The following is an 11,755-nucleotide window of genomic DNA, read 5'->3' on the forward strand; positions in this document are numbered from 1 at the left end:
GCCAGGGAAAGGAAATAGCATAAGGCAGGACAAGTTTTGTGTGCCGGAATTTGGGGCAAAGAAAAAAGCCCCGCCCGAAGGCAGAGCCAATTGAAAATGATGGAGCCGGACAGCACAGGGGGTTCAGACCTTGAACACCGCGCGCAGAATCCAGCGGAAAGCAGGCGGACATTTGACAATGACGATTCGCATGGCGCACCTCCAACCTCGTTTTTGTCTGGGGTGAGCCATACTATGCCATGCCGGCGGCAGGTGTTACCCGTCGGCGCGGGAAAGCACCACCAATCCGTATCCGCTGCGGCAGGAAAGGGTTGCCCGGGGAGCCGTGAACTCGTTGCTGACTCCCAAAGGATAATCCGGGGTGAGGGTGGCGTTTTCCAGCGGGTAAAATACCCCCTGTTCCCCCACGCCCTGCAGGGGCCCATCCAGCGGGAAGAGAGAAAGGTACATCCACTCCCCTTTTTCCAGGACCAGGGGCTGACCGGGGCACAGCACATGCAGTTCACTGCGGTCATTGGCCAGGGTGACATTGACCCCGGCTTTGGCCATGAACAGAGCGGTGTTCAGGTTGGCCAGAGTATGTTCCAACCGGGCTCCGCCCAAAGCCCCCAGAAACACGACTTCCCGGCATCCGTGTTCCACCAGCCAGCGGGCGGCGTAGTGGGTGTCGGTATCGTCCTTCACATGGGGCAGAATGATGGTCCCCGCCGGGACCGGGTCCGGACGCGGCGCTGAGTCAAAGTCCCCCAGCAGCAGATCCGGCTGCACACCCAGCCGGTCAGCGTTCCGGTACCCTGCATCACAGGCAATGACAAAGGTATCGGGTGTCAGATAGCGACGCATATCCGCCGTGACCGGCACGGCAGAAAGCACCGCCGCGTGGGTGCAGGGCGCGGCGGGCTTGGATTCCTGATGCAATTGCGGGTCGGTGTGGGTCACCGTTCCCACTCCTTTCGTTGGCTGGCTTCCTCGTACATGGCCAGATAGCTTTCATACCGGGTGGGAGAGATGAGGCCTTCTTCCAGAGCAGCCCGCACCGCACAGCCTTTTTCGCTGCGGTGGGAGCAGCCGGTGAACTGGCATCTGCCGAAGTAGGGCTCGAATTCCGGGAAGGCATGCTGCAGCTCTTCCTTGGGGATGCGGCAGAGTTTCTGGGCTTCCAGGCTGGCAAAACCGGGCGTGTCCGCAATGCGGCCGCCGCAGCTTTCAAAAATTTCCACTTCCCGGGTGGTATGCCGGCCCCGGCCCAGCTTCTGGCTGATATCGCCGGTGGCCCGACGCAGTTCCGCGTCCAGTGCATTGAGCAGGGTGGACTTGCCCACCCCGGAGTTGCCGCAGAAGGCACACAGATTCCCCTTGATATAGCCGCGCAGTTCGTCCAGGCCTTCCCCTGTCTCATAGTGCAGCTGCACCACCGGAATGGTACTCTTTTCATAGGCTGCCACCAGTTTGTCGGCAGCCGCCAGGTCCGCCTTGGTGATGACCAGCACCGGGCGCACATCCTGGTAGACCGCTGCGGCGGTGAGTTCGTCCAGGATGCGGGTACTGGGGACCGGCTGGGTGGTGCTGGCCACAATGAACAGCACATCCAGGTTGGCCACCGGCGGGCGGATGAATACATTTTTGCGGGGCAGGATCTCCTCAATGGCGGCTTTGTCGGCGCTCAGGGTCACATTGTCCCCTGCCACCGGCGTGATGCCCCGCTTGCGGAACACACCCCGGGCCCGACATTCCACGATGCCGTCCTGGGTGCGCACATAATAGAAGCCGCCGATTCCTTTTGTGATATAGTCCATTAGCCCTCGTGATACAGGAAGCCGCTCTGTTCGCCGTACACGTTGCCATCGCCGGTCTTCCAGCGGCGTTCGGTGTTGCCGTCGCCCAGGTCTTCATACCATTCTTTGATGATCGTGTTGGGATCGCCGTTCAGCGTATCGCCGGTGCTGGGAGCGGCGGTCACTTCCGGCACACCGGTGGAAACGTACAGGACCACCACACCGTTGATGCTGGTCTGGGTGCCGGCACTGGGATTCTGGGACAGAACCGTGCCCAGGGGCTGGTCGCTGGCCTGTTCCACCACCTTGGTGACCAGGTTCAGGGCACGCAGTTCACTGCGGGCCTCCCCTTCGGTCAAGCCTTCCACGGCAGGAACGATGACGCTGGTGTCCACCGAGGGCTTGGCCACATACAGAATGACCGTGGAACCGCCTTCCACCTGGTTGCCGGCGGCAGGGTCGGTGCGGATGACCGTACCTTCGCCCACGCTGTCGTTGGTCTCCCGCTTGGTCACCACCGAGACGCCCAGATCGGTAAGGGTCTGCTTGGCGGTGGCTTTATCATTGCCGGCCACATCGGGCAGGGTGACGTATTCGGTGCCCAGGCTGACTTTCAGGGTGATCTTCTGCTGCTCCTTCACAGTACGTCCTGCGGCGGGAGACTGCTGAAAGATGGTTCCGGCAGGATAGCTGGAGTTGTACTCCTGCACAATGTCGGGGTCCAGGAGGGAAAAGTATTCCGAGGCACGAAATTCGTCCTCCGTCATTCCCACGAAGTCGATGAGCTGGACATTGGCGCGGTTGGAGAACAGCGGGTTGGTGGAGTTGGTGAAGATCAGGTACACCAGGATGAAGGCGCCGATGACAAACGCCACTGCCATGCCGAAGAAGATCGGCAGCAGAGAGAAACCTTTTGCCTTTGCGGCGGACTTTGCTTTTGCGTTGCGCACGCCCTTACCTTTGCCCTTTCCTCCCGCAGTGGGCGCGCCGGCGCGCCGTGCCTGCTGGGTGCTGATGCCAGACTTGGTACCGCCCACCACCTTGTTGATGGTCTTGCTGGGCGAGTCCTGGGTGTTGTATTCGTACTCAAACCGGATGCTGGGATTCTGCTTGAAGGCCCGGATGGCTTCCAGCATCTCCGCCGCGCTCTGATAGCGGGCATCAGGGTCCTTTTCCATCGCCTTCTCGGTGATCTGGCGCAGGCCTTCCGGCACATTGGGAGCCACTTCTGCCAGAGGCTTCGGCTTTTCGGAGATCTGCATGATGGCAATGGACACCGTACCGGTGCCATCGAAGGGAAGGCGGCCGGAAAGCATCTCATACAGCATCACGCCCACCGAATAGATGTCGGTGCGGGCATCGGTGCGGTCTCCCTTGGCCTGTTCGGGGCTGATATAATGCACCGAACCAATGGCTTTATCGCTGATGGTCTGGCTCTGGGCGCGGGAGAAGCGGGCGATGCCGAAGTCCATCATCTTGATGGAACCGTCCGCCTGCAGCATAATGTTCTGCGGTTTCACGTCCCGGTGAACGATGCCCTTGGAGTGGGCGTGTTCCAGGGCTGAAAGCACCTGGGTGGCAAAATGCACGACCTCTTTCCAGGTCAGGGCACCGCCGCGCTGCTTGAGGTATTCTTTCAGGGTGATGCCGTCGATATACTCCATCACGATATACTGCAGCTGGTCGGTCACCGAAACATCGTACACCTTGACGATGTTGGGATGATCCAGGATGGAGATGGCCTTGCTTTCGTTCTTGAAACGGCGGACCAGTTCCTCATTGCCCAAGAATTCTTCTTTCAGGACCTTGACCGCGATCTCGTTGCCGGTGCGGATGTCCCGGCCTTTGTAGACGTTGGCCATGCCGCCCACACCGATCAGGCTTTCGATGAGATAACGGCCGTCCAGTTTTTTACCAATCAGGTTATCCATTTGTATCCTCCCTTGATTGATCCGTACTTTCCACTCCCAACAGCAGGACGGTGATGTTGTCCTGCCCGCCGCCGCGCAGAGCACGGTCGATCAGCAGCCGGGGCGCATCAAAAAAAGCTGACTCCTGCAGAATCAGAGAAATCTCCTCATCGGGGACCATATTGGTCAGGCCGTCGGTACACAAAAGAAGAATATCGCCGGCCGCCACTTCACAGCGGTTATATTCGGGAACAATGCTGGCCGATACCCCCAGTGCCCGGGTGATGAGGTTCTTCTGGGGATGCAGTGCCGCCTGTTCCCGGGTGATCTGGCCGCTGTCCACCAGCTGCTGCACCATGGAATGATCCCGGGTGATCTGGCGGATGGTCCCGGCGTGCCACAGGTAGGCGCGGGAATCCCCCGCATGGACCACATGGGCCATATTGCCGTATACATAGGCACAGACACCGGTGGTGCCCATGCCCAGCATGTCCGGGTCGGAGGTGGCTTTTTCGTACACGGCGCGGTTGGTCAGATCAAATCCATGCAGGATGAACTGCTTTTCCTCACCGTGGCGCAGGCAGCGCAGCTGGCGGTCAAAATACTGCAGCATGCTGGCGGTGGCAATGGCCGAAGCCACACGGCCGCCGTTGGCGCCGCCCATTCCGTCGCACACCACACCCCAGCCGGAGCCATCGGTCAGCTGTCGGGCACAGAAATTATCCTGATTTTCCTGGCGGCAGCTTCCGATATCGGTGAGCCCTGCGATCTTCATGCAGTCAGGTCCTTCCTTTCACAGTATACTCAGGCCTGCCCGTTTTGGGCGGCCTGCTTGGCATCTTCCCGCCGCAGCTGTCCGCAGGCGGCAGAGATGTCGGCGCCGAGACGGCGGCGCACCGTGGCATTGACGCCCAGGTCTTCCAGCATCTGGCGGAAACGGCGGACGTTTTCTTCGTCGGTGGCGGAATAGGGGCTGCCGTCCACCGGGTTGATGGGAATCAGGTTCACATGAGCGCCCATCCCCCGGATCAGGTCCGCCAGCTTGCGGGCCATGGCCGGGGAATCGTTGACGCCCCGCACCATGGAATACTCAAAGCTGATGCGCCGTCCGGTGATCTTCTGGTACCGGCGGCAGGCTGGGATCAGTTCTTCCAACGGGTAGGCGTCATTCACCGGCATCATGCTGCTGCGCACGGCGTTGTCCGGCGCATGCAGGGAGACCGACAGGGTCAGCTGCAGCTTGCGCTGGGCCAGCTCGTCAATCTTGGGCACCAGGCCGCAGGTAGACAGGCTGATGTTGCGCATGCCGATATTCAACCCTTCCGGGCAGGAGATGATCTCCAGAAAGTCCATGACGTTATCAAAGTTGTGCAGAGGTTCCCCGATGCCCATGAGCACGATGTGGGAAACCCGTTCGCCGGTGTCTTTCTGGGCGGTGTAAATTTCGGAAGCGATCTCTCCGGGGGTCAGGTCCCGCACCCGCCCCGCCTGGGTGGAGGCGCAGAACCGGCATCCCATGGCGCAGCCCACCTGGGTGGACACGCAGACGGTGTTGCCATAGTGATAGCGCATGAGAACCGTTTCGATACAGTTGCCGTCTGCCAGCTGAAGCAGATACTTCACCGTGCCGTCCTTGGACTGCTGGCGCCGCCGGATGGTGGGCGCCGCCAGGGTGCAGGTCTGTTCCAGGGTCTGGATCAGGGACTTGGGCTGGTCGGTCATGGCGGAAAAATCCGTGACGAGCTTCTGATGCACCCACTTGAAGATCTGTTTGGCCCGGAACGCAGGCAGCCCCATCCCCTTGACATAGTCGGTCAAGTGGGACAGGGTCAGGTCGGTCAGGCACACAGGGCGCTGGTCCGTCAATGAATCCACCTCTTTCTATCATACCATGTTCTGGTCATTTTGGGGTCACGAAAGGATGTAAAATTTACGAAAACTTTTACGGTTTACGCTCCAAAACTGCCACAAAGAAGCCGTCAAAGCCGTCCGTTCCGGGCAGGAACAGCGTGCCGCAGGGGGTAACCCTGGCCTGGGCAGGCAGTTTTTTGGGCGGGATAACGGCAAAATCCGGGTTATCCCGCAGGAACTGCGCCACAACTTCCTCATTCTCGTTTTGGTTCACCGTACAGGTAGAATACACCAAACGACCGTTTTCGGCAAGGTATTTGGAACCATTTTGTAATATCTTTTTTTGCAGGGCAGACAGCGCATCCAGCCCTGCCAGGTCCTTGTACCGGATGTCCGGCTTCTTGCCGATGACCCCCAGCCCCGAGCAGGGCACATCGCACAGGACCCGGTCGAAAGGCGCTTTCAGCAGCGCTTTGTTGGGCTGGGAGGCGTCTGCCTGAAACGGGTGCGCGCAGGTCACCCCGCAGCGGGCGAAGGCTTTTTCCAGTAGCGGCACGCGGGAAGCCACGGCCTCGCCGCTGAACAGCTCTCCCCTGTCTTCCATGGCCTGGGCCATGGTCAGGCTTTTACCGCCGGGGGCGGCGCACAAGTCCAGTACCCGCATGCCGGGAGCGGCCTGTACGCTGTCTGCCGCAAACTGGCTGGCCAGTCCCTGTACATGGAACAACCCCTGCCGGAACGCTTTGGTGGCGGCAGGGCTGCCCGGGAACTGCACCCGCAGGCAGTGGGCCCATGGCCCCGGCTCCACGGTGCAGCCCTCTTTGGTCAGGCTTTCGGTAAGGGCGGACGCGTCGGTTTTCAGGGAATTCACCCGCACCCAGGTGGGAGCGGGCAGGTAGAAAGCTGCGGCAATGGCCTCCGCTTCCTCCCCGTACTGCCGCTGCAGCAGCTCCGCCACGGAGGCGGAAAGGCTGTAATAGGTCTGCAGCCGCCGGGAAAGGTCAGGAAAATCTTCCGGTCCGGGGCGGCAGGCGGCGGCACGGCGGAGCACCGCGTTGACCATACCCGCCGCGCTGGTCTTGCCGAAAGCCCGGGCCAGCTTCACCGATTCATTGACGGCAGCGGGCAGGGGTACTTCCATATAGGAAGCCTGGGCCAGTCCGGCCCGCAGGATGGCCCGCACGGGGGCGTCCAGCTTGCGCACCGGCTTTTTGAGAAAGCGGTCCAGGGTCCAGTCCAGCAGGTTGCGCCGTTCCAGCACCGTGTAAAAGATACGGGCGGCGAAGGCAGCGTCCCGGCTTTCCAGCGGGGGGCGGCAGCGGCTGAGTTCCGCATCCAGTACCAGGTTGGCATAGCCATCCTGTTCCTGACGTACCAGGGCCTTGACGGCCAGGTAGCGGGCGGTCACAGGCTGTCCCCCGCCTTGAGGCGGCGTCCGGCCGCCCAGGCGGTACCGGCCATAGGTTTACCGCCTTCCGGCGTGACGGTGAGCAGCTGCACCGCGCCCTCCCCGCAGGCGATGGTCAGCGGCTTGAGTGCCAGCACCGTACCCGCCGGGGCGGCGTTTTCATTGGGAGCCACGCGGCTTTCCAGAACCTTGACCTTTTTGCCGTCCAGTTCAAAGAAGGCGGCGGGCCAGGGGTTCATCCCCCGCACCCAGTTGTGGATGTGGGCGGCAGACTGGGTGAAGTCGAACCTGGCCATCTCCTTTTTGAGAGGCGGCGCCTGAGTGGCCTGGGAATCATCCTGGGGCTGGGGGGTCAGTTCCCCGGCAGCCAGTTTTTCCACCGCGGTGACCAGGGTTTTGGCGCCGATGGCCGAAACCTGGTCGAACAGCTCCCCACTGGTGGTCTCGGGGCCGATGGGCACCCGCTCCACCATGAGGATATCCCCGGTATCGCAGCCTTCGTCCAGCTGCATGATGGTGACGCCGGTCTCGGCATCGCCGTTGAGCACCGCCCACTGGATGGGCGCCGAGCCGCGGTACTTGGGCAGCAGGGACACATGCAGATTGATGCAGCCCAACGGCGCAATGTGCAGCAGTTCCGGCGGCAGGATACGGCCGTAGGCCACCACCACCACCAGATCAGGGGCCAGCTCCCGGAAGATCGGTTCGGCCTTGCCGTCCCGCAGGGTGGCGGGCTGCCACACCGGAATATTATGCTGCACCGCCAGCTGTTTGACCGGGGGTGCGGTGAGGATCTGTTTGCGGCCCACCGGCTTGTCGGCGCGGGTGAACACACCCACGATCTCATGCCCCGCCGCAATCAGCGCGGCCAGACTTTCGGCGGCAATGTCCGGAGTGCCCATGAACAGGATACGCATTATTCTTTGCCCTCGTCTTCGGGGTAGTCATCCTCATAGAAATGGGTGGCCAGATCCATGATGGTGATGCCGTCCAGATGGTTGTTCTCGTGCTGGATGCAGCGGGCAAACATGTCATCGGCTTCCAGTTCAAACCACTCCCCGTGGCGGTCCTGGGCCCGGACTTTTACATGCTTGGCACGCTTGATGGCGCCGTTATGTCCCGGGAAGGACAGACAGCCTTCATACAGTTCCACCTGCTCGTCGCTGAGTTCCAGGATCTCCGGGTTGATGAACTCCATGATGGGCAGGCGCTCCCCTTCCGGCAGCGGATCGGGAGCGTTGCGGTCATCCAGGGAGATGAAGATGCGGCGCATGACGCCCACCTGCGGCCCTGCCAGACCCCAGCCGTCGGCGTCGTACAGGGTCTCTTTCATATCGTCCAGCAGAGTGGCCAGACGGTCGTCAAACTTGGTGACGGGGCGGCAGACTTTCTTCAGGATCGGGTCGCCGTCCTGGACAATAGTGCGAAGTGCCATGATATAGAACCTCCAAAAATCGTATCTGTTGTATCTGACGGCTTTTACAAATCGCCGTCCGAATTGAAATCAATGACCACGCCGGCCTTGCCGGGTAGTTTTTCGGCCGCGTAGGCATCCAGCGCTGCCCGCAGCAGGGCACGGAACCGGGCGTCGTTGCGGCATTTCAGGGTCAGTTTGTATCGGTACCGCCCGCCCAGCATCAGGATGTTCATGGGCACGGGGCCCAGCATCCGCAGCGGCAGGTCCGGGTGTTTGGATGCCAGTCCGGCCATAATCTGACTGAAGCGGCTGGCTGCGGTGAACACCGCCCCTTCCTGAGCGCCGGTAAAGCCCACGACGCACAGGGCACAGAACGGCGGATACAGACACAGGCGGCGGAAAGAGATCTCTTCCTGATAAAAGGCAGGATAATCCTGTCGGGCCGCCAGCTGCAACACAGGATGTTCCGGCACCGCCGTCTGAATGAGCGCGCGGCCGGGCAGGTCGGCGCGGCCGCCCCGTCCCACCACCTGGGTGATGAGACTGAACACGCTTTCGTACGCGCGGAACCCCTGCCCGAAAAGCAGGGAGTCGATGCCCAGCACCCCCACCAGGGTCACCTTTTCAAAATCCAGACCTTTAGCTACCATCTGGGTGCCCAACAGGATATCGTACTCCTGGCGGGCAAACTTGGTCAGCATGGTCTCATGCGCGTTCTTCTGACCGGTGGAATCCTGGTCCATGCGCAGGATGCGGGCAGACGGCAGCAGTTCGTGGAGTTCTTCCTCCACCCGCTGGGTCCCGAAACCGCTGTACAGCAGTTTGCCGCCGCATTCCGGACAGCGGGCCGGCGCCGGATGGACCTGGTGGCCGCAGTGATGGCACATCAGGGCCTGCCGGTTTTTGTGATAGACAAGGGGCACGCTGCAGTTGGGACATTTGATCACCTGGCCGCAGTCGGCACACATGGCCACCGTGTTATAGCCACGGCGGTTGAGCAGCAGGATGCTCTGTTCCCCGCGGCGCAGGTTTTCCGCCAGTTCTCCGGCCAGCTGGGCGCTGATCTCCCGGGGGTTGCCGGCGGTCATCTCGGCCCGCATATCGGCAAACTCCACCGTGGGCAGCGGGCGGCCGCCGTACCGTTCCCGCAAGGTGACCATCCCCATCCGCCCTGCCTGGGCGGCGTAGGTGGTCTCGATGCGCGGGGTGGCCGAGGCAAAAACCAGCAGGGCGTTTTCCGCCGCAGCACGTTTTCTGGCCACCTCATGGGCGGAGTAGCGGGGGGCGGATTCACTCTGGTAGGTGTGTTCCTGCTCCTCATCCAGAATGATGAGCCCGATATCTTTCAGCGGCGCAAAGATCGCGCTGCGGGTCCCCACCACGATATCCGCATTTCCCTGCTGGATCATCCGCCACTGCAAAAGGCGTTCGGTGTTGTTCAGCGCACTGTGCTGCACGGCAAGGCGACTGCCGAACATGGCTTTCAGGCGGCGGATCATCTGGGGGGTGAGGCCGATCTCCGGCACCAGCACCAGCGCCCGACGCCCCTGGGCCAGGGTGTGCTCAATGAGCTTGAGGAAGACCGCCGTCTTGCCGCTGCCGGTAACACCGTACAGCAGTGCTGCCCGGGGCTGTCGGGCATCCAGGTCCGCTCTGAGCCGGTCAAAGGCTGCCTGCTGTTCGGCAGAAAGTTCCACCGGACGGGGATCAAAGGGGATATCCGAAAACAGATCCAGAGACTTGAAGCGTTCCTCCGCCTGCAGGATCCCCTTTTTGCACAGAGCATCCAGGGTGGTCCGGCCCACCCCCTGTTCCTCCAGGTCGTGGCGGGACATGGGGCCGCCGCGCAGCAGTTCCACCGCGGCCTGCTGCCGTGGTCCGGGCTTTGGCCTGGCAGGCAGTTCCCCCACCAGGGTGTACACCGTTTCCACCGGGCGGCTCAGACGGTTCTGCACCACCGGTTTTCCGTTTTCCACACCGGGACGGTACTGGGCCCCGTACGGGATGATGGCCTTGACGGCCTCGTACCAGGTGCAGAAATACCGGTCCTTCAGGAAACGGACCAGATCCAGCAGGTCGGGGGTCAGACGGGCGTCTTCCGGTGCGGCGGCCAGCAGGGTCTTGAGCCGCGGGTCCGGGTCGGCTTCTTCCTCCATCTGCAGTACCACCGCCATGCGGGGCCGGTCGCCACGGCCGAAAGGTACCAGCACGATGCCGCCCGGCCACAAATGGCCGTCCAGTTCTGCGGGGACAAGATAGGAGTACAACTTATCGAAATGAATGGTGGCGTCATTCACCGCCACCTTTGCAATCATGGACAAACAGGTCCTCCCCTCTTGTGCGGGCGGATCAATCCTCCTGCATCAGGCGATGCCGGATAATGCCGTAGATGCGGTCGGCGCAATCCTGCACCACATCGTTGACCACATGTTCGTCGTAGTCGGCGGAGCGGGCAATCTCGGTTTCGGCACGCTTGAGGCGTTTCTGGATGACCTCCTCGGTCTCGGTACCGCGGCAGCGCAGGCGGTGTTCCAGCTCCTGCATATCCGGCGGCAGTACAAAGATGGTGGTGGCTCCCGGGTACAGCCGCTTGATGTTGCCGGCGCCCTCCACCTCGATGACCAGAATGACCGGTTCTTCCGCCTTCATGTGGCGTTCGATCTCGGAACGCAGGGTCCCGTAATAGTTCTCGCAATAGCAGGTGTATTCCACGATGCCATCCGCGTCCAGCGCTTCCTTGAAATGTTCCTTGCTGAGGAAGTGGTAGTTGACGCCATCCACTTCCCCTTCCCGCATGGGACGGGTGGTGGCGGACACCGTCTTCTTCACATCCGGATGGTCACCGAGCAGCTTGGACACAACGGTATCCTTGCCGGTGCCGGACGGCCCCGACACAACAAACAGGTACTTTTCACCTTTCATACTTTAGCATCCCCTATTCTTTTGCTTTCCTATACACCTGTATCCATCTATAAGCACACCGGATCACGGTGCGGCTTCCTCCTGCGTGCGACCGAGAATGGTTTCCGGCGGAAAGGCCGAGAGAACCACATGGTCGGAGTCCATGATGAGCACCGACTGGGTGCGGCGGCCGTAGGTGGCATCAATGACGGCACCCTTGTCCCGGGCGTCCTGCACGATACGCTTGATGGGTGCGGATTCCGGACTGACCGCGGCGATGAGCCGGTCGGCATTGACCAGATTGCCGAACCCGATATTGATCAGTTTCATACCTGCCCCTTATTCGATGTTCTGGATCTGTTCCCGGATCTTCTCGATCTCAGATTTGAGAGCCACCACCAGGCGGGTCAGGGCAGCGTCCTGGCACTTGGAGCCGATGGTGTTGGCTTCCCGGTTCAGTTCCTGGGTCAGGAAATCCAGTTTGCGGCCGATG

12 protein-coding genes are annotated in these 11,755 nt (G+C 61.4%); all 12 read right to left on the reverse strand.

The window, feature by feature from the left end; translation table 11 throughout:
* Positions 1–255 precede the first annotated feature (255 nt).
* Positions 256–939: a thiamine diphosphokinase gene (locus Q0K17_RS03350; protein ID WP_294539937.1), complete on the reverse strand. Its 684-nt coding sequence runs from the start codon at positions 937–939 to the stop codon at positions 256–258.
* The gene (rsgA, locus tag Q0K17_RS03355; RefSeq protein WP_294539939.1) at positions 936–1,796 is read right to left on the reverse strand and encodes a ribosome small subunit-dependent GTPase A; all 861 of its coding nucleotides are present in this window, start codon (positions 1,794–1,796) and stop codon (positions 936–938) included. The genes Q0K17_RS03350 and rsgA overlap by 4 nt, the downstream gene beginning before the upstream one ends.
* Complete coding sequence (gene pknB / locus Q0K17_RS03360) at positions 1,796–3,706, reverse strand: Stk1 family PASTA domain-containing Ser/Thr kinase (protein ID WP_294539941.1); 1,911 nt, start codon at positions 3,704–3,706, stop codon at positions 1,796–1,798. Before pknB ends, rsgA begins: the two co-directional genes overlap by 1 nt.
* The gene (locus Q0K17_RS03365; RefSeq protein WP_294539943.1) at positions 3,699–4,460 is read right to left on the reverse strand and encodes a Stp1/IreP family PP2C-type Ser/Thr phosphatase; all 762 of its coding nucleotides are present in this window, start codon (positions 4,458–4,460) and stop codon (positions 3,699–3,701) included. The genes pknB and Q0K17_RS03365 overlap by 8 nt, the downstream gene beginning before the upstream one ends.
* Positions 4,461–4,489: 29 nt before the next feature.
* Complete coding sequence (gene rlmN / locus Q0K17_RS03370) at positions 4,490–5,560, reverse strand: 23S rRNA (adenine(2503)-C(2))-methyltransferase RlmN (RefSeq protein WP_294539945.1); 1,071 nt, start codon at positions 5,558–5,560, stop codon at positions 4,490–4,492.
* Between the two features lie 67 nt (positions 5,561–5,627).
* Positions 5,628–6,944, reverse strand: coding sequence for a 16S rRNA (cytosine(967)-C(5))-methyltransferase RsmB (gene rsmB, locus Q0K17_RS03375; RefSeq protein ID WP_294539947.1), 1,317 nt, complete (start codon positions 6,942–6,944; stop codon positions 5,628–5,630).
* Complete coding sequence (fmt, locus tag Q0K17_RS03380; protein ID WP_294539949.1) at positions 6,941–7,861, reverse strand: methionyl-tRNA formyltransferase; 921 nt, start codon at positions 7,859–7,861, stop codon at positions 6,941–6,943. The genes rsmB and fmt overlap by 4 nt, the downstream gene beginning before the upstream one ends.
* A complete protein-coding gene (gene def, locus Q0K17_RS03385; protein ID WP_294539951.1) occupies positions 7,861–8,379 on the reverse strand; it encodes a peptide deformylase in 519 nt (172 codons plus the stop codon). Before def ends, fmt begins: the two co-directional genes overlap by 1 nt.
* 44 nt (positions 8,380–8,423) lie before the next feature.
* Complete coding sequence (gene priA, locus Q0K17_RS03390; RefSeq protein ID WP_294539957.1) at positions 8,424–10,676, reverse strand: primosomal protein N'; 2,253 nt, start codon at positions 10,674–10,676, stop codon at positions 8,424–8,426.
* Between the two features lie 34 nt (positions 10,677–10,710).
* A complete protein-coding gene (gmk, locus tag Q0K17_RS03395; RefSeq protein ID WP_294539953.1) occupies positions 10,711–11,283 on the reverse strand; it encodes a guanylate kinase in 573 nt (190 codons plus the stop codon).
* Positions 11,284–11,346: 63 nt separating this feature from the next.
* Entirely contained in the window at positions 11,347–11,592 is a 246-nt protein-coding gene (locus Q0K17_RS03400; RefSeq protein WP_294539955.1) for a DUF370 domain-containing protein, read from the reverse strand.
* Between the two features lie 9 nt (positions 11,593–11,601).
* Positions 11,602–11,755, reverse strand: a 154-nt coding sequence (locus tag Q0K17_RS03405; protein WP_294539959.1) for a DUF1732 domain-containing protein, incomplete at its 5' end; no start/stop codon positions are given.

Origin of the sequence: uncultured Gemmiger sp., from assembly GCA_944388105.1 — a bacterium.
Taxonomy (GTDB): Bacteria; Bacillota; Clostridia; order Oscillospirales; family Ruminococcaceae; genus Gemmiger.

Bases quoted from the DNA above. Each gene is read 5' to 3' on its own strand.
- rsgA (WP_294539939.1), bottom strand. From the start codon at position 1,796: ATGGACTATATCACAAAAGGAATCGGCGGCTTCTATTATGTGCGCACC.
- pknB (WP_294539941.1), bottom strand. From the start codon at position 3,706: ATGGATAACCTGATTGGTAAAAAACTGGACGGCCGTTATCTCATCGAA.
- Q0K17_RS03365 (WP_294539943.1), bottom strand. From the start codon at position 4,460: ATGAAGATCGCAGGGCTCACCGATATCGGAAGCTGCCGCCAGGAAAAT.
- fmt (WP_294539949.1), bottom strand. From the start codon at position 7,861: ATGCGTATCCTGTTCATGGGCACTCCGGACATTGCCGCCGAAAGTCTG.
- def (WP_294539951.1), bottom strand. From the start codon at position 8,379: ATGGCACTTCGCACTATTGTCCAGGACGGCGACCCGATCCTGAAGAAA.
- priA (WP_294539957.1), bottom strand. From the start codon at position 10,676: ATGATTGCAAAGGTGGCGGTGAATGACGCCACCATTCATTTCGATAAG.
- gmk (WP_294539953.1), bottom strand. From the start codon at position 11,283: ATGAAAGGTGAAAAGTACCTGTTTGTTGTGTCGGGGCCGTCCGGCACC.
- Q0K17_RS03400 (WP_294539955.1), bottom strand. From the start codon at position 11,592: ATGAAACTGATCAATATCGGGTTCGGCAATCTGGTCAATGCCGACCGG.